20 protein-coding genes are annotated in these 22,889 nt (G+C 60.9%); 6 read left to right on the forward strand and 14 right to left on the reverse strand.

The genetic code is table 11. The annotated features are described in order from the left end of the window. Positions 1-50 precede the first annotated feature (50 nt). A complete protein-coding gene (locus tag IEX57_RS01050) occupies positions 51-758 on the forward strand; it encodes a flagellar basal body L-ring protein FlgH (RefSeq protein WP_229708571.1) in 708 nt (235 codons plus the stop codon). Continuing rightward, complete coding sequence (locus tag IEX57_RS01055; RefSeq protein WP_229708574.1) at positions 758-1,312, forward strand: cell division protein FtsI; 555 nt, start codon at positions 758-760, stop codon at positions 1,310-1,312. Before IEX57_RS01050 ends, IEX57_RS01055 begins: the two co-directional genes overlap by 1 nt. 350 nt (positions 1,313-1,662) lie before the next feature. Here the strand turns inward: IEX57_RS01055 and IEX57_RS01060 are convergent, their stop codons facing one another. Further along, positions 1,663-2,220, reverse strand: a complete 558-nt coding sequence (locus IEX57_RS01060; protein WP_188701428.1) for an NADPH-dependent FMN reductase — start codon at positions 2,218-2,220, stop codon at positions 1,663-1,665. Between the two features lie 88 nt (positions 2,221-2,308). Beyond that, positions 2,309-2,563 (reverse strand): hypothetical protein, encoded by a 255-nt coding sequence (locus IEX57_RS01065; protein WP_188701430.1) that lies wholly within the window; start codon positions 2,561-2,563, stop codon positions 2,309-2,311. A gap of 296 nt (positions 2,564-2,859) precedes the next feature. Between IEX57_RS01065 and IEX57_RS01070 the strand changes: the two genes are divergently transcribed. After that, positions 2,860-3,120 carry a hypothetical protein gene (locus tag IEX57_RS01070; protein WP_188701432.1) on the forward strand — a complete coding sequence of 87 codons (261 nt, stop codon included), beginning with the start codon at positions 2,860-2,862 and terminating at the stop codon, positions 3,118-3,120. Between the two features lie 101 nt (positions 3,121-3,221). Here the strand turns inward: IEX57_RS01070 and IEX57_RS01075 are convergent, their stop codons facing one another. The 6 genes from IEX57_RS01075 to IEX57_RS01100 all read right to left on the reverse strand — a co-directional run bounded on the left by IEX57_RS01075 (position 3,222) and on the right by IEX57_RS01100 (position 9,650). After that, positions 3,222-3,446 carry a hypothetical protein gene (locus IEX57_RS01075; RefSeq protein ID WP_188689141.1) on the reverse strand — a complete coding sequence of 75 codons (225 nt, stop codon included), beginning with the start codon at positions 3,444-3,446 and terminating at the stop codon, positions 3,222-3,224. A gap of 403 nt (positions 3,447-3,849) precedes the next feature. Beyond that, a complete protein-coding gene (locus IEX57_RS01080) occupies positions 3,850-4,803 on the reverse strand; it encodes an alpha/beta fold hydrolase (RefSeq protein WP_188701433.1) in 954 nt (317 codons plus the stop codon). A 106-nt stretch (positions 4,804-4,909) separates the two neighbouring features. Then, positions 4,910-5,923 (reverse strand): aldose epimerase family protein, encoded by a 1,014-nt coding sequence (locus IEX57_RS01085; protein WP_188701436.1) that lies wholly within the window; start codon positions 5,921-5,923, stop codon positions 4,910-4,912. An 81-nt stretch (positions 5,924-6,004) separates the two neighbouring features. After that, positions 6,005-7,048 carry an ABC transporter permease subunit gene (locus tag IEX57_RS01090; protein WP_229708578.1) on the reverse strand — a complete coding sequence of 348 codons (1,044 nt, stop codon included), beginning with the start codon at positions 7,046-7,048 and terminating at the stop codon, positions 6,005-6,007. Positions 7,049-7,086: 38 nt separating this feature from the next. Continuing rightward, entirely contained in the window at positions 7,087-8,604 is a 1,518-nt protein-coding gene (locus tag IEX57_RS01095; RefSeq protein WP_188701437.1) for a sugar ABC transporter ATP-binding protein, read from the reverse strand. A gap of 107 nt (positions 8,605-8,711) precedes the next feature. Then, positions 8,712-9,650 (reverse strand): ABC transporter substrate-binding protein, encoded by a 939-nt coding sequence (locus IEX57_RS01100; protein WP_188701439.1) that lies wholly within the window; start codon positions 9,648-9,650, stop codon positions 8,712-8,714. 306 nt (positions 9,651-9,956) lie between these two features. Here IEX57_RS01100 and IEX57_RS01105 point away from each other — a divergent pair, with 306 nt between their 5' ends. Both IEX57_RS01105 and IEX57_RS01110 read left to right on the forward strand, forming a co-directional pair. Beyond that, positions 9,957-11,012 carry a LacI family DNA-binding transcriptional regulator gene (locus IEX57_RS01105; RefSeq protein WP_188701441.1) on the forward strand — a complete coding sequence of 352 codons (1,056 nt, stop codon included), beginning with the start codon at positions 9,957-9,959 and terminating at the stop codon, positions 11,010-11,012. A gap of 132 nt (positions 11,013-11,144) precedes the next feature. Next, entirely contained in the window at positions 11,145-12,269 is a 1,125-nt protein-coding gene (locus IEX57_RS01110) for a hypothetical protein (RefSeq protein ID WP_188701443.1), read from the forward strand. Between the two features lie 326 nt (positions 12,270-12,595). On the opposite strand, the gene yjfF is transcribed toward IEX57_RS01110, so the two are convergent. The 6 genes from yjfF to rquA form a co-directional block, all read right to left on the reverse strand. After that, positions 12,596-13,669: a galactofuranose ABC transporter, permease protein YjfF gene (gene yjfF / locus IEX57_RS01115; RefSeq protein ID WP_188701445.1), complete on the reverse strand. Its 1,074-nt coding sequence runs from the start codon at positions 13,667-13,669 to the stop codon at positions 12,596-12,598. After that, positions 13,666-14,733, reverse strand: a complete 1,068-nt coding sequence (locus tag IEX57_RS01120; RefSeq protein WP_188701447.1) for an ABC transporter permease — start codon at positions 14,731-14,733, stop codon at positions 13,666-13,668. Before IEX57_RS01120 ends, yjfF begins: the two co-directional genes overlap by 4 nt. Then, positions 14,730-16,268, reverse strand: coding sequence for a sugar ABC transporter ATP-binding protein (locus IEX57_RS01125; RefSeq protein WP_229708581.1), 1,539 nt, complete (start codon positions 16,266-16,268; stop codon positions 14,730-14,732). The genes IEX57_RS01120 and IEX57_RS01125 overlap by 4 nt, the downstream gene beginning before the upstream one ends. A gap of 111 nt (positions 16,269-16,379) precedes the next feature. Next, positions 16,380-17,291, reverse strand: a complete 912-nt coding sequence (locus tag IEX57_RS01130) for an ABC transporter substrate-binding protein (RefSeq protein ID WP_229708583.1) — start codon at positions 17,289-17,291, stop codon at positions 16,380-16,382. Positions 17,292-18,755: 1,464 nt separating this feature from the next. Beyond that, complete coding sequence (locus IEX57_RS01135) at positions 18,756-20,567, reverse strand: DEAD/DEAH box helicase (RefSeq protein ID WP_188701449.1); 1,812 nt, start codon at positions 20,565-20,567, stop codon at positions 18,756-18,758. Between the two features lie 302 nt (positions 20,568-20,869). After that, complete coding sequence (rquA, locus tag IEX57_RS01140; RefSeq protein ID WP_188701451.1) at positions 20,870-21,583, reverse strand: rhodoquinone biosynthesis methyltransferase RquA; 714 nt, start codon at positions 21,581-21,583, stop codon at positions 20,870-20,872. 203 nt (positions 21,584-21,786) lie between these two features. Here rquA and IEX57_RS01145 point away from each other — a divergent pair, with 203 nt between their 5' ends. Continuing rightward, the gene (locus tag IEX57_RS01145) at positions 21,787-22,878 is read left to right on the forward strand and encodes an NADH:flavin oxidoreductase/NADH oxidase (protein ID WP_188701453.1); all 1,092 of its coding nucleotides are present in this window, start codon (positions 21,787-21,789) and stop codon (positions 22,876-22,878) included. The last annotated feature ends 11 nt before the right edge of the window (positions 22,879-22,889 follow it).

A 22,889-nucleotide genomic window follows, 5' to 3' on the forward strand; every position in this document is an offset into this window, starting at 1 on the left:
CAGGCAAAGCGTAATGGGCCGCCGGCCCGGATTGTGGAGCGAGGCAGACCGTGGCAAACCAGGATTTCAGCGATGTCAGACACCGCATCTGTCAGGCCGCGTGCATTCTTGGCCTGATGGTGCTGGCCGGATGCTCCAGCGACCCGGCGTCCATTGTCACCCGCCCGACCCGCGCCTTGCCGCAGCCCACGTTGATCACCATGGATAACCAGGGCTCCATCTTCCAGAACGCGACGGCGCAAATGCTGTTTGAAGAAGCCGTCGCCAGCCGCGTGGGCGATACGCTTACCATCCAGATCCAGGAAAGCCTGACCGGCAGCAACAAATCGACCACCAACGCCAGCAAGAACGGCGAAGTGGCCTTCAAAGGCCCAGGTTCCACGTCGTCCATGGGCGGCGTGATCAAAGAGTTGTTTGATCTGAACGTGATCTCTACCGGTTCCGATACCTTCAAAGGCTCGGGCCAGACTGACAACGCCAATTCCATGACCGGCACGCTTTCGGTGTCGGTGATTGATGTCCTGCCCAACGGGCTGCTGGAGATCGCCGGCAGCAAGCGCATTGCCGTCAACGGCGATCTGAACCAGCTGCGCTTCTCGGGCCTTGTCAAAAAGCGCGACATCAAAGCGGGCAACGTGGTCTCGTCGCAAAAAGTGGCAGATGTGCAACTGGAACAAGTCGGGCGCGGGGTCGTGGCCGATGCCAACACGGTGGGCTGGTTGCAACGTACTTTCATGAGTGTGCTGGGTTTCGACTGATGCGACACTTGTGGACCCGTTTTACCTTGCTGCGCCTGTGCTGTGCGCTGATATCCCTGCTGATGCTCAGCGGCTGTGTGGTGGTGCCGACCATTCCGGTGGGCGAACTGGTCACCGCAGCGGCAGACGGCATTGCCACTGTGACCTCGGCAGCGTCCAGCGGTAACAGCGGCGCTCCGTTTGAATATGTCCGGCCGTATCTCTCCCTGAAAGAAGTCTGCATCGACTGGAATGAAGTCGTTGCGGTGCCGGATTTCGTCCCCTCCCTGCAATTGCTGCTTAAACGCTACGGCGTGGAAAGCCGCGTGTATTCGCCGGGCACCGCCCCCACCGGGTGTGCCGAGCTGACCTACACCGCCAGCCGCAAATGGGAGCGCCGCTATGGTCGGGACGAAGATTCCTCCTACCTGGCCAGCGCCTCGCTGACCTTGCGCCGCAACGGGCAGTTGCTGGGTAGTGCGACCTATGAGGCAGGCAACTTCGGGTTCGATAAATGGAAGAACACGGGCGCCAAGCTGGCACCGGTGGTCGATACCTTGCTGGCCGGCAATTAAAACTGGCGGCCAGCGAGTTGTATCTGTTTGCCGGCTGCCATTTTGCGCCCCTGGCGCGTTTTTAACCTGGAGAGTCTGAATGTCACTCACTGTTGGTTCATCTTTGCCGCCGACTGCGCGGCCTGCTGCGAGTAGCCGTCCGGCTACCCCGCAGCCGCAGCGCACTGAAACTGCGCCTGCGGCAACGGCCACATCGCCGGCCACCCCGGCGGTCAGCAGCTCGTCCGTGAACGTGAAGGTTTAAGCGTATTGGCAGTACCGGCCACTTTGTGGCCAACAAAAAAGGCGAACTTCATGTTCGCCTTTTTCTTTGAACTGCCCTTGAACTGTTCCGGCACGTCAGCGCAGGTTTATCCCAGTTGCTTTTCTACCCACGCGGCATAGCCGTCGATGAATTTCTGCAAAAACTCGCGGCTGCGGTCGCTGCTGAGTTTGCCGTTTGCATCAAACATATCGCCGGCATTGCCGACATAGGCTTCGGGTTGCTGCATGCACGGCACATTCAGGAACACCAGCGACTGGCGCAGATGATGGTTGGCGCCAAAGCCGCCCACCGCGCCGGGCGAGACACTGACCACGGCCCCGGGTTTGCCGCTCCACACCGCTTCGCCCCGCGGACGGGAGCCGACATCGATAGCGTTTTTCAGCGCGGCGGGTACCGAGCGGTTGTATTCCGGCGTGACAAACAGCACGGCATCGGCCGCTTTCATTTCAGCCCGAAAGCGCACATACGCGGCGGGCGGATCGACATCGATATCTTCGTTGTACAGCGGCAGGTCACCGATCTCGACAATCTGCAGCTTGAGCGAAGGAGGCGCCAGCTCAGCCAGCGCCAGCGCGGTTTTGCGATTCAGCGATGCCTTGCGCAAGCTGCCTACCAGTACGGCAACGTGTCGGACGGTACTCATGGATAAAGCTCCTTGTCATGATGATGGGTGCAACCCGCTGACCCATGGCGCGCACGGGCTCAGCACTACAACACGGGCGAGTGAGCGCTCAGGACCAGTCGCTGTCTTCGCGGTCGTCGTCGTCCAGCTCTTCCTCTTCTTCCAGTTCCGGATGCAGGATCTCCAGCGCCTCGTCATACGCGGTATCCAGACCCCGGCAGTATTCTGGCTGATCCCAGCCTTCCCGCTCAAAGGACTCGATCATTTCGAGGTAAAAGTCGCGCCGCAGATCTTTATCAACCACGGCTTTTTGCGCCGCAGCGATCAAGTCTTCAAAAAGCTCACTGCCACCTTGCCAGGACATGCGTAGGTCTCCTTGTCGGTGCAGTACAGCACACCTGAGTCGACGTGCGGTCAGCCAATCGGCAGATCGCGCGCCAGGCCGCGCCGTTACTGCGATTTGAATCCGGTATTTCAAACAATTGTTTACGTGCAAACCCCTACAGACACCCGTTTGCGGACTCGATATGTTGCATTGCAGCAATAAAGTGGCGTAGGGTCAACCTGTGTTCGGGTCCGGCTGTGCCCACTGCGACAACCGGGCGCGCAATAAGTGCGATGGGCTGGGGGTTATGTGGTTTGTGCAAGGAGGCACGCATCATGCAACAACACCGTGGATATCTGATTGAAACCAGTGCTGAGCTGGATCTGGAAACGCTGGAGTGGTACCCCACATTGACGATCGGCCTGGCCACAGAGGGCGTAGATCCGCAACTGGTGTTCCCGTGGCAGCGGGTGTCGCGTCCGTCGCAATATTTCTCTGAAGCGGCCGCCAATGCTGAAGCCTTGCGCGTTGCGCGGTTCATCATTGAATCGGGCCGTTTGCCGCCACCACGTGGCGGGGCGGGCCGCACGGCCTGAGCGCGGGCCAGCAAGGTGCGCTTGCACCTGAACCATGTAAAAGGCGGACCATCGGGTCCGCCTTGTGTTTTGTGTGTCACTGCCGCACAAACTGGCCGCCGTCAGCGGGCCAGTTGCAATTGCAGGTCCGCACCGCGCGCAGTCATGTGCAGCAGTACATCTTCTGCCTTGCGCATGCTGGGGTAGGGCCCGCCAATTTCTTCGCCATTCTGGAACAGGTACAACCCGGCAAAACGGCCGATACCGGTTTCATCTTCATGGATGCGTTCGCGCAGTTCGTACCCTTCGTCCTTTCTCCAGGTCCTGGACCAGCGTGTGAGCGTCATGTCTGTCTCCCGATCTTGCCAAAAGCCATGTTCAGGCGCGGCGAGCGCCCGCTGGATGGTACGGCAGATGCCGAAGGCCCGGCGCACCGGCTGCCTGTTACAGGTCGGTGGCGGGCAAGGATCAACTCCATATTCCCAACGCCTGGCGGTTTCACCGGTGCGGGCGTTTTATCCAGTCCGGCAAATTGCAGTCCGGCTGTTTGTGGTTCTGATCTGATTTATAGCCAGGGAAAGGGGTGCCTGGCATGGGCCGACAGACAGGCTCGCGCCTGGCCCGCATGGATGCTGGAGGCCTTCCGACATACGGTAGCTTTTGAGCCGGAAAAGCCCGGCGCCGGGCAGGGCTGACGAGAGTGTCTCGCCAGCCTGTCCCTTACCTGTCAGACAAATCGGAAAAAAGGGCTCAGACGCTGGCGGTGGTGTCGCTCAGCGCGTCTTCTTCAGCGCGTTGCACGGCCGCAGCAGCTTCAAAATGCGGGGGCAGGCGATCAAGCAGCAGTGCGCAGACGCCGGGCGCCAGGTCATGCGCCATGCCGGGGACTTCTTCAAAGCGCGCGCCAGGAATCTTGCTGGCGGTATCCTGGCCGCAGGCCAGCGGAATCAGCGGATCATCCGTACCGTGAATGACATACGACGGCACCGTGAGCTTGCCCAGCAAGGCGCTGCGATCCGGCCCGGCCACCACTGCCATCAACTGGCGCACCACCCCTTGCGGGTAAATGGCACGGTCAAGGCTGCGGCGGATACGCTCGCGCTGGACGATCTCTGGCGTGGGAAAACCCGGGCTGTGCAGCACTTGCCAGTTCTGGTGCAGAAAGTCGATCAGCGCCTCGCGGTGCTGCGGCCGGTAGAGGGAGGGCGCGGCGCGTTTGAGCAAGGCCGCTTGCGCGGCGGCATTGGGGCCAGGCAAACCTGGCGCGCCGGAACTGCTCATGATGCTGGTCAGGCTGATGACGCGATCCGGCGCTTTGGACGCCACAATCTGCGCAATCATGCCACCCATGGATGCACCCACTACGTGGGCACGCGGCAGCCCCAGTACATCCATCAGGCCGATGGCGTCGTCAGCCATGTCGGCCAGTGAATACGGCGGCTTGAGCGGCAACCCGAGCTTGTGCTTCATGGCTGCCCACATCAGATTGGGTTTGCCGCAGCAATCCATGTGCGATGACAGGCCGATGTCACGGTTGTCAAAGCGGATCACGTAATAGCCCTGGTTGGCCAGAGCCTGGCAGAAATCCTCGGGCCAGCCGAGCAATTGCATACCCAGCCCCATGATCAGCAATACGGCGGGCCGATCGGGTTGGCCGAATGTTTCGTACTCGATAGCGATTTTATTGGCGCGAATCTGAGGCATTGCAGTGCAGCAAAAGCGGTTGATACCAGATAGATTGCGTTACTTCGGCTGCTTCGTCTACTGGCAAGTGGATCAGGGGTTGTGCAAGACCCACATCAAACCCTCCTCAGCAAGGGGCGGCGGCCGTATTTTCTACAGAAATCCGGTAGTGAATTGTGCGTGCCACGCCAGCCTGCAACACCAGGCCACGCCGGGCCAGCGGATGATCAGGCGGCGGCTGCAATACGCCGCCCAGTTCGAACACGCCATTGACGGGTTCCACGCCCAGCGCAAAATTGCGGCCCAGCCAGGGCGCCTGCGGCCGACCGCCATTGCTGATCCAGAGCACCACGTCGGGCAGGGCGGCGGCATCCCACGTCAGCCGCACGCGTGCTTGTTCTTTGCGATACACAAGGTCAAACCTGCCCGCCGCGTTGACGAGTTGCAGCAGTTCTTCCTGCGCGCTGGCCAGCGGCAGTGCCGATAAATCCACCGGCTGGCCATCCTTGCCCGGCAGCGCCGCCAGATGATGCGCGCTGGCACCGGGCGCCAGGCGTGACGAAGCTTCAAAGTCGGTCGGGAACGTCAGCGCCTGTTCAAACGCCCCCGGTTGCAACAACAGGCCGCCTTCGGATCTGGGCAGGCGAAAGGTCGGGTGCAGCGCCACCGGCATGACCGTATCGCGGCGCGGGTAAATGGTCAGGCTGATATCCAGCGCGGGCGCATGCGGATCGGCGCGGATTTCCCGGCGCAGCAGGGCAATGGCCGAGTCGCGCGGGTATTCAATGCCCAGCGTGATACCCAGCGCGTCGCGCTCCAGCACCTGCCAGGGGTGATTGGCGCCAGGGCCGTGGATATCGGCATACGCGGCGTCTGCCGGCAGGTGTTTGCGCCAGCCTGGCGCGATCTCTTGCGGGGTTTCGGTACGGCTGAACGGCACGCAAGGCCATTCGCCACGCATGGCGCGCAGCAGGCCGGGCAGGGCCGGATCGTCGGGCCAGGGTGCAACATAAAACGGCTGGAAATCCTGCTGCGCCGAGAGCCGGAAATACACCGGCCCCAGCATGGCGCCCGGTTTTTCGATGCACGCAGTGCCGTGTTCCCAGACCAGCAGGCAACTGGTGGCGTCGTCACGCTGCATGACGAACTCCGGGACCGGCGGGCACTGGTACATTCTGGTTGTGCGCTGACATGATGCCCGCCTTGTACCGTGGTCAGAAGATCAGTTGGTGGTGGCTTGTTGCTGGCGCCATTTATCCAGCATGACGGCCAGCACAATCACTACGCCTTTGGCCACGTATTGCCAGAAGCTGGAGAGCCCGATAATGGTCAGCCCATTGTTCATCACACCAATGATCAGCGCGCCGATCACCGTGCCCCAGATCGAGCCCACCCCGCCCATCAAGCTGGTGCCGCCCAGCACCACGGCGGCGATGGCATCCAGTTCATAACCGGTGCCCCAGTTGCCGTTGGCGCCATACAAACGTGATGCACTCATGGCGCCGCCAATGCCGCTGAACAGCCCGTTGATGGCATACACAAACAGCAGTACCGCGCCGACCTTGATCCCGGTCAGCCGTGCCGCTTGCGGGTTGCCGCCGACCGCGTAGATATGCAGCCCCAATACGGTCTGGCGCAGGATGAACCAGCTGACCAGCACCACGCCGATCGCCACCCAGATCAGCCAGGGCACGCCCAGGAAGTTGCTGTTGCCCAGCCATTCAAACGACGGGATATCGCGGTTGAGCACGGTGGTGCCATCGGCAAACAGATAGGCTGCGCCGCGCAACGCGGTCATGGTGCCCAGCGTGACCACAAACGGGTTGATCTTGAAGCCGGCCACCATCACGCCATTGATCAAGCCCATGGCAAGGCCGGACAGCAAGAACACCGGCAAGGCCAGCGCCGCCATATGGCCGGGCAAGGAAGTCAGCATGCCCAGTACGGCCGACACCGCCAGGATGGAACCCACGGACAGATCAATGCCGGCGGTGAGGATGACAAAGGTCATCCCGCAGGCCAGCACCAGATTGATGGAGGTCTGGCGCAGGATATTCATGGTGTTGCCGGTCGTCATGAAGTTGGACGTGCCGTCATCACTCAGATACCGCGTCAAAAAGTAGAAAGCGATGTACATCAGGATCAGCACCGGCAACATGCCGACGCGATTGAACACCTGCCCGAAAGTCATGCGGTGCTGGCCGCTGCCGCTGGCCGGGGTTGGCGCAAGCGGGGTAGAGCCGGCGGTGTGTGTCTGATTGGCCATGATAATGTCCTTGAATGCTGCAAATCCGGCAAAGCCGGTTACGCGGCCAGAGCCAGCGCGGGTTGCGTGGTGGCGAGGGTGGCGCAGGTCATGATGGTTTCCTGGTTGATGGCCTCGCCCGACACCTCGCCGGTGATATGGCCTTCACGCATGACCACCACGCGATCGCAAATGCCGATCACTTCCGGCAGCTCGCTGCTGATCACCACCACCGCCACGCCGCTGGCGGCCAGCTGGTTGATGATGCGGTAGATCTCGCTCTTGGCGCCGACGTCCACGCCACGGGTGGGTTCATCCAGAATCAGCACGCGCGGTTTGATCGCCAGCCAGCGCGCCAGCAACAGTTTTTGCTGGTTGCCGCCAGACAAACCGCCCACGATGCCGTCCGGCCCGGGCACCTTTACCGACAACTGCTTGATGGCGTCTTCGGTCAGTTTGCGCAGCGCCTTGTGGTTCAACAGCCCCGCGCGCGAATGGCGGTTCAGCACGCTCATGGTGGTATTGGCCAGCGCCGACAACTGCAAAAACAGTCCCTGACCCTTGCGGTCTTCCGGCAGATAACCAATGCCCAGTTTCATCGCGTCCAGTGGCTGGCGGATGTTGACAGGCTTGCCATCGACCACAATGTCGCCGCTGGCCTTGGGGTCTGCGCCAAAGATGATCCGCGCCAGTTCAGTGCGACCGGCGCCGACCAGCCCTGCAAGGCCAAGCACTTCGCCGGCACAGACATGGAACGACGCATCGTTGATCTTGGGGCTGATGATGTTGCGTACTTCAAGGCGCACCGGGCCTTTTTCCACATGTTCGCGGCGCTGGTAAAAGTCATCCAGCGGGCGCCCGACCATCATCTGGATCACGCGTTCGGGCGCGGCTTCTGCCTTGATCAGCGTGCCCACATAACCGCCATCCCGCATGACGGCCACGCGGTCGGCCAGTTCGGTCATCTCCGCCATGCGGTGGCTGATGTACACAATGGCAATGCCGTCATCACGCAGGCGGCGGATCACGGCAAACAGGCGCTCGGTTTCGCGGTCAGACAGCGCGGCGGTGGGTTCATCCATGATCAGCACGCGGCTTTTGTGGATGAGCGAGCGGGCGATTTCTACCTGCTGCTGATCGGCAATGCCCAGTGATCCGGCCAGCGTGTCTGCGCCAAAGCGCGCGCCCAGTTGTTGCAACACTTCATTCGTGCGCGTGCGCATGGCCGCCTGGTCAACCCGGCCAAAACGCCCGCGCGGCTCGCTGCCCATGAACACGTTCTGGGCCACCGTCATGTGCGGGGCCACGGCGAGTTCCTGATAAATCAGATTGATCCCCACTGCGCGGGCATCGGCAGGGGCATGCAGTTTGACCGGTTTGCCCAGCAGGCGGATTTCGCCCGCATCAGGCTGATAGACGCCAGAGAGCACCTTCATCAGCGTGCTTTTGCCGGCGCCGTTCTCGCCCATCAGGGCGAGGACTTCGTGGCTGCGGACCTGCAGCGCCACGTTATCCAGCGCGCGCGTGGCACCAAAACGTTTGCTGATGCGCTCTACTTCAAGAACGATTTCACCCATGTCTTCCCCTTCGGGGGAGTGAGGTGTGAGGGGAGAGGTGTGAGGGGTAACCCCGCAGTGGCAGGTTTTGCCACCTCACACCTTACGCCTCGAGCCTCACACGCCCTTTACTTGACCCAGCCTTGATAAGTGGCGACGTTGGCTTTGGTAATAGGGGGCGTGGGCAGCAGTACGGTGGTTTGTGCCGGCTTCTTGCCATTCATCATGTCGTAGCCCATCTGCACCGCGGTCTCGGCCATCTTGTACGGGTTCTGGGCGGTGGAAACGGCAAACAGGCTGTTCTTGTCCTTGAGCGCCACTTGCGCATCCGGCGCGCCGTCTACCGAGGCGATCAGCTTCACGTCGGTACGGCTGGCTTGCTTGATGGCCAGTTCAGCGCCAATGGCGGACGGGTCGTTAATGGCAAACACGCCGTCAATTTTCGGGTGGGCAGTCAACAGGTCAGCCATGACCTGCATGCCGCCGTCGCGGCTGCCCTTGGCGTCCTGGTTATCCGACAACACCTTGATGCCCGGATAAGTGGCCAGCAGTTTCTTGCAACCGGCGACGCGGTCGATCACGGCGGTCACAGGCGGGCCGTTGACGATCACCACATTGCCCTTGCCATTGAGTTGTTTGGCCAGGAAGCGGCAAGACTCGGTGCCAGCCATGGTGTTGTCAGACATCACGGTGATATCGGCGCCTTCTGCGCCCACGTCTACGGCCAGTACGACAATCCCGGCGGCTTTGGCTTTTTGCAGCACTGGCGCAATGCCTTTGGGGTCAGCCGCGTTGACGATGATCATGTCGGCCTTGTTGGCAATGAAGTTCTCGATCTGGCCCACCTGGGTGTTCAGATCGTATTTGCTGGACACAGTGGTGACCTTGACGTTGGCGCCAGAGAGCTTTTTGGCTTCATCTTCTGCACCCTTGCCAATGGCCACAAAGAACGGATTGGCCAGGTCACCGACAGTCACACCAATGTACTTGATCGGTTTGGCGGCAAAAGCGGGCAGGGCAAAAGCGGCTGCACACGTGGCTACAACAACTCGTTGGGCGAAACGCATGGTCGGACTCCTGATCCAGTTGATAGAAATAGCTTGCCGGTGAGAAAGCCGCGGCTTGTTGCGGTGTCTTGTTGGATAACCCGCTGCCAATAAATGTACACGTGTAAATTTTTGAATGCGAGAGCGCCCCAACAATGTGCCGACAAGTGGCATAAGGTGTTTTTATTACACCATCATGGTGCATTGCGGCAATTCAAACGGTCGTTCAGACGGGCGTTACGGCAGCATTTGCGCAAACTGTGTACACTGCGATTTACACGCGTTCACATTGAATTCAATAACAAATTTCGCTCAGGGAAGCTTGCCGTGGCAGAGAATGAAAACGTTGCCATTCCGGATGGATTTTCCGGTGTCGTGACCATGAATGACGTTGCCGCCGCGGCCGGGCTATCGCGCACCACGGTGAGCAAATATTTCAACGGCAGCGCAACACTCAAGCCCGATACCCGCGAAAAAATCGAACGCGCCTGTCGTGCGCTCAACTATGTGCCAGACCTGCACGCGGTCAGTCTCGTCACCGGGCGCTCCAACCTGGTGGGCGTGGTGCTGCCGTTTATTGCCGAGCCGTTTTTTGGCAAGGTGCTGCAACTGATGGAGCGCGAAGCCGCGGCGCTGGGGTTGCAGATTGTCATCCAGGCCTCCAATAACGACACCCGGCGTGAAGCTGCCGCGCTGATGGCACTGCGCGCCATGAAAGTGCACGGCATCATCCTCACCCCGATCGAATCTCAGGAAAACCGCGCCTTGCTGGCCAGCCTGCAAAAGGAAATGCGCATTGTCTTCCTGGATAGTTTCATGGACGAAAACTGCCATTTCGTCATGAACGACAACCAGCAAAGCATTGGCCTGATGGTGAACTACCTGTTAAGCCGCAATGTGCGCCCAGCCTACCTGGGCACGCCGCGCATTGCCAACCCCTCGCGGCCAGAGCGGCTGGCCGGGTATGTCTCAGCCATGAAAGCGGCGGGCGAGACGCCAGAAGTGATTCCCGTCGCGGTCGATACCCCGACCTGGCAGTTTGAAGCGTTTGCCTACGAACAATTATTGAACTGGTGCGGGCAGGGCGGCCTGCGGGATTCCGGCGCGGGCGGCATCATGTGCACCACAGACCGCATGGCCTTCGGTGCGGCCAAGGCGCTGCGCAAGTTTGGCCGGCATCCGGGTAAAGACATGTTGCTGGCCGGGCACGATAACCTGGATATCTGCGAATACATGGACCCGCAACTGACCACGGTGCACCAGGATATCGAGCGCATCAGCCAGGCCGCCATGCACTTTATCCAGCTTGATCCGGCTGAGCTGGGCGGGCGCTTTTACCAGCAGCGATTCCCCGGGCGTCTGGTGATCCGCGAGTCGGCCTGAGCCGTTTTCCCACATCACGTCAGTGATCCGCTGACAAACAGCGCAGCGGCTTGATGCCAGAATCGGGGCAGTGTTCATACTTCGGCCCCGCTTGCCCGCGCAGCCTGAGCGTGGGCAAATGCCGCCCTGCCCATGCGGACTTTGCTGTTATCTGCGGCCATCGCGTTGTTTACGGTGAGTATTTCACCGGCGTTGGCTGCCCCTTGCCAGAGTATCGTTAACAACAAGGCCCGCCTTGCTTGTTATGACGAGCTGTTCGGACGCCCGGAAACCGCGCCTGAAGACAGCGCCGACCTTGCCAATGCCGCCCAGGCAACACAGCCGGCGCCAGCGCCTGCCAGTGCTGTTGCCGCCGCCAGACCGGCAGGGCAAGGCGCCAGCGAGGCCTCGGCTGTCGCGGTGGCCAGGCCGGCGGCCACTACAGCTTCTGCGGTCGCCGCTGCGCCACCGCATCATTTCTGGAACGACTTCGCCCTGCGTGACGGCCCCGGCCCCAATGCCACCAACCCGGCAGTGCTGGCCATTACCCACGGTTCGGATAATTCGTCCTCGCTGGTGCAGGCCGGGCTGACGTGGCGCATGGGCAAACGTTTCTTGCCCGATACGCTGACAGACTGGGGCTGGCGCTGGTATTCGGCACTGTGGATGAACATGAATACCGCCAGCGACAACCCGTATAACTCGCGCGGGGCACAACTGGGCGCGGCCGGCACCTTGTTTGATGCCAAAAAAGACGGCTTTGCGCTGGGCAGTTCCATCAACGTCAACGTCAAGGAAGACGCGCAGAACGACACGCTCTCGCAAGGGCTGGCGTTTGATACGCGGCTGATCCTGCCGGACTTTCTGGTGGTGGGCAAACCGTATGATCCGGGCGGCTCATCCTGGTTTGTTTACCCGCTGGGCGGGGTATATGTGGACCATCTGGCGCGCGTGGAACAAGGCCAGAGCCCCGGCACGGCCACAGGCGGCTACGTGGGCATGACGGCGGATTACTACCCCGGCGGCTATCTGTGGCGGCTGAAGTTTCACGCTTCTTATCTGACCGCGCGCGATCTGACCGCGACCTCCGGCCTGAACCGGCGCTCATCCCACCTGACCCGCTTTGGCGTGGATTACTCATTGGCGCCCAACAAAGACGGCTCCCGGCCGATCGTCATGCCCTCGATCTCGCTGGAACGGATTGTCGGGGATAACTATATCGACGGTACCGCGTATACGGCGGAGACGGTGTTGTCGCTGAAATTGCTGACGAATTGAGGTGCGGGGAGTGAGGAGTGAGGAGTGAGGAGTGAGGAGTGAGGAGTGAGGAGTGAGGAGGGGGAGGCGTGCATACCCCCCCGGCTCGTCATTCCTGCGAAGGCAGGAATCCAGCTGTAAAACAACCGCGCCGCAGGCGCTGTCCTTGGTGTTCTTGCCGGCCAAGCCCACCTGCGGCGGGCGTGCTGGATTCCGGCCAAGGGGGCCGCCGAGGTCCGGAATGACGAAGTGCTGGGGCGCGTGAAAGTGGTGCGGCGTGAGATGGCAATTGCACCCGGCAAACCCCGCCCTACACTCTGCACACCTCACACCTCACACCTCACACCTCACTGCCCGTGCGCCACCAGTTCTGCCGGCGTGGCATCTCCGGCCGCCACGGCAGGGGCGACTGTCTTGCCGACAGCGGCCCGTCCGGTGCGGCGCTTGCTGGCATGGCTGTCCAGCAACCGTTGCAACACGCAGAACACGCACAGCAGCGCACCGATGACAATGCGGGTCCACCAGGAGCTGAGTGTGCCGTCAAAGGTGATCAGGGTCTGGATCACGCCCAGGATCAGCACGCCAAACAGCGTACCCGTCACATACCCCACGCCTCCGGTCAGCAGCGTGCCGCCGATCACCGTGGCGGCGATGGCGTCCAGTTCCATCCCTTGGGCATGCAGGCCGTAACCCGACAGCATGTAGAAGGTGAACGTGACCCCGCCCAGCGCCGCGCAAAAGCCGGAGAGCGTGTACACCAGCACTTTGGTGCGCGCCACGGGCAGGCCCATCAACAGGGCAGAGCGCTCGCTGCCGCCAATGGCATACACCACCCGGCCGAATTCGCTGTAATGCCCCAGCCACACGGCGCCGATAAACACGACGGCGGCGATCAGCACATTGGCCGAGATATCCGCATACGGCAGATGCAGGCGGAACTCTGACACCGCCGTATAGGCCGGATCGCTAATGGTGATGGACTCGATATTGATCAGAAAACACAGCCCGCGGGTGAGGAACAAGCCGCCCAGCGTGACAATGAAGGGTTGCAGCCGGAAGTACTGGATCAGCACGCCCTGAAAGGCGCCAAACAAGGCACCCAGCAACAGCACCAGCGGGGTCACCACCCAGATCGGCCAGTGATGCGATTGCACCAGCGTGGCCGAGATCATGGTGGTGACGGCCACCAGCCCGCCGACAGACAGATCAATCCCGCCCGAGATCACCACAAAGGTCATCCCGATCGCCACAATCAGCAAAAAGGCGTTGTCGATGAACAGGTTGCAGAACACCTGGGCGGAGAAAAACCCGCGATACGCCACCGAGCCATAACCGAACATCAGCAAAAACAGCCCCAGCGTGATCAACAGTGGCAGCGTGCGCGGGTCGGTCAGGCGGGTAGAAAGAGAGGGCTTGTTCATCGGCTGGCTCCCTGCAGGATCGGGTCACGGATGATCAGCTTGCGCATGGGTTCGGACTGCACCACGCAGACAATGAACACCACCACGGCTTTCACCACCAGATTGGCTTCCGGCGGCACGCCAATGGAATACGTGGTGTAGGTCAGCGTCTGGATGATCAGTGCGCCAATCAACGACCCCACCAGGCTGAACCGGCCTCCGGCCAGCGAGGTGCCACCCAGCGTGACCGCCAGAATGGCGTCCAGCTCCATCAACAGGCCGGCGTTGTTGCCATCTGCGCTTTTCACGTTAGAGCTGATGATCAACCCCGCTGCGCCCGCCATCAGCCCGGAAAAACCATACACGCACAGCATGATGGCGCGTGCCTTGATACCGGCAAAGTAAGAAGCGGTCGGGTTAATGCCGATCGCCGTCACAAACAGGCCCAGTGCGGTGCGTTGGGTAAAGAACCACAGCACCACACCCACCGCTGCGACGATATACAGCGCAAACGGCAACCCGCCCAGAAAACCGGCGCCCAGAAAGAAATACGGCTGGTAGTAGATGGTGATGATCTGCCCGGCCGTCAGCAACTGGGCAATACCGCGCCCGGCCACCATCAGGATCAGCGTGGCAATGATGGGCTGCATGCCCACATATGCCACCAGCGCACCGTTCCACAAGCCGCAGAGCAGGCCCACCGCCAGCGCGCCGGCAATGGCCACCGGCAGCGGCACATTGCTGACGTAGACTTCCACGCCATTCACAATATGCATCTGCCCGCCAATCAGCACCGCCGCGGTGGCGGCACTGATGGCCACAATGGCGCCGACCGAGACATCCACGCCGCGTGTGGCGATGACCGGGGTCATGCCCAGCGCCACCAGAGCCAGCGGCGAGGCGCGGTTGAGAATGTCGATCAGGCTGCCAAACAGGTGGCCGTCCTTGTTTTCAATATGAAAAAAGTGCGCATTGAACGCACGGTTGACCAGCAACAGCACAAGCAGGGTGAGCACCGGCAAAAACAGCGGGTGTCGTACCAGTGCCTTGTGCCAGCCGGTGGCCTCAGTCGTGGCCGTGTTCATTGTTCGCCTCCGGCAATCATGTGAAAGACCGCGTGTTCATTGGTCTGGCCGGCGGGCAGTTCGCCCACCTTGTGGCGATCGCGCAGCACCGCAATGCGGTTGCTGACGCGTACCACCTCGCTCATCTCGGACGAGATGAACAAAATCGCCAGGCCCTTGCGGCACAACGCCAGCACCTGATCCATGATCTCCAGCTTGGCGGCCATGTCGATGCCGCGTGTGGGTTCGTCCAGGATCAGCATTTTCGGGTCGGTTGCCAGCCAGCGTGCCAGTAAGGCTTTTTGCTGGTTGCCACCAGACAAAAGACCAATGGGCTGCTCGGCATGCGGCGTTTTGATGCCCAGATGCTGGATGTAATCGTTGGCGATGGCGTCCTGGCGCTTGCGCGGCAGGTAGCGAAACAGCCCCTGGCGGGCCTGCAGCGCCAGAATGATGTTCTCGCGCACCGAGAGGTCGGCAATGATGCCTTCAGATTTGCGGTCTTCCGGGCAATAGCCAATGCCGGCCTTGATGGCATCACGCGGGGAAGAAAACCGGGCGCTCTGCCCGCCGACATTCAGAGCGCCGCTTTCGCATTTATCCACGCCAAACAGCAAGCGCGCGGTCTCGGTCCGGCCAGAACCCAGCAAGCCACCCAGGCCCAGCACTTCGCCAGCGCGGATATCCAGATCCAGCGCCTGCATGCTGCCGCGCCGGCTGATGCTTTGCGCATTGATAAAAGTCTGGCCAGGCTGGTTGTCGGCCCACTGCGGTTTGCCCAGTTGATCGGGGTCGATCTCGCGGCCCACCATCTTGTGGATCAACGTCAGCCGCGGCAGATCACGCGCCAGATACTCGCCCTCGCGCTCGCCATTGCGCAGCACGGTAATGCGGTCAGAGACCGCGTAGGTCTGCTCCAGAAAATGCGTCACGAACAAAATCGCCATGCCGCGCGCTTTCAGTTGCCGCAGCAAGGTGAACAGTTTCTGGACTTCATCTTCATCCAGGCTGGATGTCGGCTCATCCAGAATCAGCACTTTGGCATCCACGCTCAGCGCACGGGCAATGGCGACCATTTGCTGGATGGCAATCGGGTAGGCGTCCAGCGCGCGGGTGACATCCAGATCCAGCGAGAGCGTGGCCAGCAGCGCGCGGGCGTTCTCGTGCATGGTGGCCCAGTCAATGCGGCCGGCCTTGCGCGCAAAACGGCCAATATAGATGTTCTCTGCCACCGACAGGTTGGGGCAGAGGTTCACTTCCTGGTAAACGGTGCGGATACCGGCGGCTTCTGCCGCTTCGGGCGAGTCCAGCTTGACCGTGTTACCGGCAAACACAATCTGGCCAGCGTCCGCCGGGTGCACCCCGGTGAGCACTTTGATCAGCGTGGATTTCCCCGCGCCGTTCTGGCCCATCAGGGTATGGATTTCGCCAGGAAACAGGCGGAACTCCACCTGTTTGAGGGCATGCACGCCGGGAAAGCGTTTTTCGATCCCGGTCATGTGCAAGATGGCCTCACCGGTGTGCTGGTGCGGCAGGTCAGAGGCGGCAGCATTCATCGTGCAGTCCTTGTGGCACAAACCTGAATGAACAGGCGGGTAACAAGGCATGCGGGGACGGTTTGCACCGTCCCCGTTGCCTTGCCAGTCAGCGTTGTGCGAACGACGCGATCAATACTTGCGCGACGGGAAGGCTGCCGCGGCGGTTTCCATCGGGAACACCGTCTCTTTGGTCACAATGCGCTTGGGCACCGGCTTGCCGGCAGCAACCAGCTTGGCGGTTTCCATCAATTGCGGGCCCAGCAGCGGGCTGCACTCGACAGACACGTTCATCTTGCCGGCCATCATGGCCTGGAAGCCGCCCTTGGTCGCATCAAACGACACAATGATGATGTCCTTGCCCGGCTTCAGACCTGCTTCTTCAATGGCCTGGATGGCGCCAATGGCCATGTCGTCATTGTGCGAATACACCACCTGGATCTGCTTGCCATAAGACTTGAGCATGGCTTCCATCACCTGCTTGCCACCGGCCCGGGTGAAGTCGCCGCTCTGGCTGGCCAGAATCTTGAAGCGGTCATCGTTCTTGATCACTTCCATCAGACCATTGTGACGGTCGATCGCCGGAGCGGAACCCACGGTGCCTTGCAGTTCGGCAATATTGATCGGGCCTTGCGCGCCCTTGTAATGGTCTTCCAGCCAGCGGCCACCACGACGGCCTTCTTCCAGGAAATCAGAACCAATGAAAGCGGTGTAAAGCGAATCATCCGACACCTTGATCGCGCGGTCGGTCAGAATCACCGGGATCTTGGCCGCTTTGGCTTCACGCAAAACGGGTTCCCAACCGGATTCCACCACCGGCGAGAAGGCAATCACGTCGACCTTCTGGGCAATGTAGGAACGGATGGCCTTGATCTGGTTTTCCTGCTTTTGCTGCGCGTCAGAGAACTTCAGATCCACGCCGGCTTCTTTGGCGCTGCTCTTGATCGATTCGGTATTGGCGGTGCGCCATTCGCTTTCTGCCCCGACTTGCGCAAAACCCAGTACCAGTTTGTCTGATGCATGAGAGAACGTGCTACAGAGCATGACTCCTGCGGCGACCATCAACGTGGCCAATACACGCGTGCCCGATTTATTCATCATCAACTCCTTCATTTTCAGTGGGTTATTTGCCGGCACTTTTTTGGGGCAAGGGTGTGGCTTTGCCCGACGTGGCCGGATCAGCTTTCGATGATCAAAAGCTTGGCAAATCGTGCTCCAGGGTAATCCTTATACCAATGTAATTTTCTGCTGAATCAATGCACAAAACAGGACACCTGTGCACCGGGGTGGCGCAAGGCGCATCGCCGCAACGCCCGAGAACGCTGGGGTTGGCTGGGTGCAGTGCAGCACGGGGATGGACGAAACCGCCGGGTGGGGGCGGACAAAATGGTTATGGTGGTGGGGGATTGGAGGGGGGAAGGGGGGAGGTGATTGCGGTTTCAGGGGGTGGCTTTTGAGGTGACGTCTGTGGTGGTTCAGAGGCAGCTTCAGAGGCAGCTTCAACGGCAACTTCGAATGCAACTTCGAATGCAACTTCAAAGGCAACTTCAACGGTTCGGCGCGCGCATTGGGTGGTCGCAAGCATGTTCTTCCGACCTTTCCATTTCGTCATTCCCGCGGAGGCGGGAATTCAGTCGGGCCGCCGCAGGTGGTCTTATGGTGAGCGGAGTTGGAGTTGGAGTTCCTTGAACGGCTGGTGTGTTAGCGCCTGCGGCGCGGTGTTTTGATACCGGCGGTGGCCGGAGCACGTTACTTTCTTTTGCTTCGCCAAAAGAAAGTAACCAAAGAAAAGGCGACCCCGGCGACTGCGCCCTTCGGGTTCCCTGCGCTTCTCGCAAGGCGCGGCTGGCTCGCGAGTTCGGCCTGCGGCCTACCGCTTCGCCTTGATCGCCGCGCCTTGCTGCGATGCTCGGCGCAGTCAAGGGGGCTCAACGTCAAAGGCAACAGCAACCCCGAAAAACAACTGCAACTGCCACGGCCAACCCAGTCCCGCGGATCAAGTGTTCGCAAGAATGTTCTCCTGACCTCACCACTTCGTCATTCCCGCGGAGGCGGGAATCCAGTCGGGCCGCCGCAGGTGGCCTTATGGTGAGCGGAGTTGGAGCTCCTTGAACGGCTGGTGTGTTAGCGCCTTGCGGCGCGGTGTTTTGATACCGGGGGTGCCCGGAGCACGGTACTTTCTTTTGGATCGCCAAAAGAAAGTACCCAAAGAAAAGGCGACCCCGGCGACTGCGCCCTTCGGGTTCCCTGCGCTTCTCGCAAGTCGCGGCTGGCTCGCGAGTTCGGCCTTTGGCCTACCGCTTCGCCTTGATCGCCGCGCCTTGCTGCGATGCTCGGCGCAGTCAAAGGGGCCCAACGTCAAAGGCAACAGCAACAGCAACAGCAACCCCGAAAAGCAACTGCAACTGCAACTGCAACTGCGACTGCATGGCAAGCATCTGCGTTTGCCTGGCCATAAAAAAACCCGGCCAAAGCCGGGTTTTTTGTTGGTGCAGCGACAACGATCGCTTAACGATGACGCCCGTGGGTGCGGCGTGGCTGGTCAAACCAGGTGGACACGGGGGTGTTCTCGTTGGAGATCGGCTGGGCGTCGCCACGCATGATGGCGTCGCGCAGGTTCTTGTCGGTTTTCTGGCCTTGGCTGCTGTTGCGGTTGGCATTGCCGTTGCCGCTGCGATTGCCATCGCGCTGGCCGCCACCGTTGCTGCCACGACCCTGAGCCTGGCCTTGTTGCTGGCGATCGTTGCGACGGCCTTGTTGCTGGCCGTTACCACCCCGATTACCACCTTCGCCACGCGGTTGACCGTCGCGCGATTGGCCGTCACGCTGCTGACCACCGCCGTTGCGGCCTTGGTTTTGCTGGCCTTGACGACGTTGCTGGCCTTCGGCGCGCTGGCCGCCGCCTTGACCGCCGTTCTGACCGTTGCTCTGGCCTTCCTGACGCGGTTTGTTGCGGTTGTTGTTGCGCGGGTTCTGGCGGCGACGGTTGTCGCCACCTTCGCGGGCAGGGCTGCCTTCGGCGTTGGTGCTGGCTTCAGCGGCGCCTTCGGCTCCGGCTTCGGCCGGCGCGCGTTGTGCTCGCTCGCGGCGGGGTTGTTGCTGATTGCGGCCGCGGCCTTGCTGTTGTTGCTGACGACCACGACGGCCCGATTCAATCGGCTCGGGCTTGGCGTTGGGGTCGGGCTCGAAACCGGTGATGATTTCGCGCGGCAGGGCGCGCTTGATCAGTTTTTCGATATCAGACAACAGACGCATTTCGTCGACGCAAACCAGCGACAGCGCTTCACCTTCGGCGCCAGCGCGGCCGGTGCGGCCGATGCGGTGTACGTAGTCTTCGGCCACCATGGGCAACTCGAAGTTGATCACGTGCGGCAATTCTTCAATATCGATACCACGGGCGGCGATGTCGGTCGCCACCAGCACTTGCAGCGTGCCGGCCTTGAACTCGGTCAGCGCGCGGGTGCGGGCAGACTGGCTCTTGTTGCCGTGAATGGCCAGCGCCGGAATTTCTTCCTTGGTCAGTTGCTCGGCCAGGCGGTTGGCGCCGTGCTTGGTACGCGTGAACACCAGAACCTGGAACCAGTTGTGTTCCTTGATCAGGTGCGCCAGCAAGTGGCGTTTTCTCTCGCGGTCAACCAGGACGATCTTCTGTGCGATGGCTTCGGCGGTGGCGTTGCGCTTGGCGACTTCGATCAGCACCGGGCTGTTCAGCAGATTGTCGGCCAGTTGCTTGATTTCGTCCGAATACGTGGCAGAGAACAACAGGTTCTGCCGCTGTGCCGGCAACAGAGCCAGCACTTTCTTGATGTCGTGGATAAAGCCCATGTCCAGCATGCGGTCGGCTTCATCGAGCACCAGGATTTCAATCGTGGACAGGTCAATGGTGCCTTGCTGGGCGTGATCAAGCAGACGGCCTGGTGTGGAAACCAGGATGTCCACACGGCCCTTCAGTGCCTTGATCTGCGGATTGATGCTGACGCCACCAAACATGGCCAGGGATTTTTGCCCGGCGTACTTGCCGTATTCCTGCACGCTTTCTTCAACCTGCGCCGCGAGTTCTCGCGTCGGGGTCAGCACCAGCGCACGGATCGGGGCGTGTTCACCACGCTTGACCTTGATCGGGCTGGCCAGCAGCTTTTGCAGGATAGGCAGCGTAAAGCCTGCCGTTTTACCCGTGCCGGTCTGGGCACCAGCCATGACGTCCTGGCCAGCAAGAATGGCAGGAATGGCCTGTGTCTGAATGGGGGTTGGGTCCGTGTAACCAAGTTCGGTCACGGCACGCACAAGTTCGTCCGCAAGTCCTAAAGCGGAAAAAGTCATTAATTAACTCCAGAGCGTGTATCGGCCATTGCAGCAATAGCTGCTCCAGTCCGGTGGCGGATACAGGAATGTCGTGTGTGGGAACAGCGAAGACTGGATGCGCTCTGCGTAGTTCCGCAGGTTCCTGGAGCGGTTGCCGGTCAGGCGGATGTCACTCGGCAGGGCGGATGTGCGATTGCACAGGCTGCGGTCAGAAAAACAGACAGGTCAGCAAACTACGCGAAAGCACATTATACGCAAGCGCCGCCATGAGTCGAGGGGTTTCGACAGTATGTCATGACGGCGCATTGATCCATTGCAGATCAGCGGTGCGGGCGAGTGGCGATGGTGCACTGGTAAACGCCGCCAAAAAAGGTGCGGCGGGTCCAGCAAAAATCCCCGCTGTGGCGGGCGTATTCAGGGATGCTTTTGTGCCAGAGCGCGAAGGCAAAGGGTTCCAGCCAGGCGTTCACCAGACGCAGCAACCAGCCCACCGGGTGCCAGGGGCGGGGGCGGTGGTAGTCAACAAATACCGCTTTGCCGCCCGGCGGCACGCGGGCAAGCATGTGATCGACAATGGCGTGTTTTTTGGATTCCGGCACTTCATGCAGCAAAAAGAAGCTGCAGACCACGTCATAGGTGGCATGGCTGGCAAAACTGGCGGCATCGGCCCTGAATACGCTGGCCCAGGGTAAACCGGACAATTTGGCGTTGCCGTGCCGCACTTGGGCCGGGGTGATGTCGGTCAGGTGAAATGTCCCGGTCGGCCCCACTTTTTGCGCTGCGCGGGTGACCAGATCGCCGTAGACATGCGCCACTTGCCACACGCTGTCGCCCGGTTTGATCTCGTTCAGGTAAGCGCGCATCAGACGTTGATCGTTACCAAACAACAGGGTTTTGACCACCCAGTTGTGATCCAGCCGTTTGACCTGGCGCGGGTTGACGTAGGCCCAGTCGTAAACATCGATCAGATATTCAGGCACGCCATCGTAATCAGGATCGACAAGGGGCAGGGCGGTCGTGGTATCTGGCGGCATGTCACACTCCTGAATTATCAAAAAATCAAAAATGTACTGGTCGCCTGACAACCGACCTTTGCGTTGGCGCAAGTTGCTCCTGGCATAAATACGGGCTTGTGCAATATCTACACTGAACACATGCTGCGCCGCGAAAAACGCTTGACTAGACCAATTGGTCTATTGATAGACTGCTTGCCTCAATCCCACTTGCCGGAGACACCATGAGCCATCTGTTTGCCCCTTACCCGCTGCGCGGGATTACGCTGCCCAACCGCATTGCCGTGTCGCCAATGTGCGAGTACACCGCCATCGACGGTCTGGCCAATGACTGGCATCTGGTTCACCTGGGCAGCCGCGCGGTGGGCGGCGCCGGGCTGATTATTCAGGAAGCCACGGCCGTATTGCCCGAAGGCCGCATCAGCCCGGAAGACCTGGGTTTGTGGAACGATGAACAGATCGAGCCGCTGGCCCGCATCACCCGGTTTATCGCTGAGCAAGGCAGCGTGCCGGGTATCCAGCTGGCGCATGCCGGGCGCAAGGCCTCAACGTTCTCGCCGTGGCGCGGCAATGGCGCGGTGAAACCGGCTGAGGGCGGCTGGCAAGTGGTGGCGCCGTCGGCGGTGGCGTTTTCACCGGAATACCCGCAGCCGGTGGCACTGGATCAGGCCGGTATTGATCAGGTAATCGATGCCTTTGCTGCGGCCACGCGCCGCGCAGTCAAGGCCGGTTACAAGGTGGTGGAAGTACACGCCGCGCATGGCTATCTGCTGCATCAGTTCCTGTCGCCGCTGTCCAACCAGCGTACCGACCAATACGGCGGCAGTCTGGAAAACCGCGCGCGCCTTTTGTTGCAGGTGACCCGCGCTACCCGCGCCGCATTGCCGGATGATCTGCCGCTGCTGGTCCGGATTTCCGCAACCGACTGGGTTGAAGGTGGCTGGACGGCAGAAGAAAGCGTGGTGATCTCGCGCTGGCTGAAAGAAGCGGGCGCGGATCTGATTGATGTCTCCAGCGGCGGTTCAGTGCCGGTGGCGCCCATTCCGGTCGGCCCGGGTTACCAGACCCGTTTTGCTGACCAGATCCGCCGCGAGGCCGATATTGCAACCGGGGCGGTGGGCATGATCGTTGAGCCCGCTCAGGCCGACCATATTGTGCGGACCGGCCAGGCTGATCTTGTTTTGCTGGCGCGTGAACTGCTGCGTGATCCGTACTGGCCGCTGCATGCCGCCACGGCGCTGCACACCACCACCACCTGGCCTGAGCAATACCTGCGCGCTGCGCCCAGGGGCTCCACACCGCGCCAACCTCTTTGAAATGACGGAGA

The sequence above is a fragment of the Silvimonas iriomotensis genome, assembly GCF_014645535.1.
Classification (GTDB): domain Bacteria; phylum Pseudomonadota; class Gammaproteobacteria; order Burkholderiales; family Chitinibacteraceae; genus Silvimonas; species Silvimonas iriomotensis.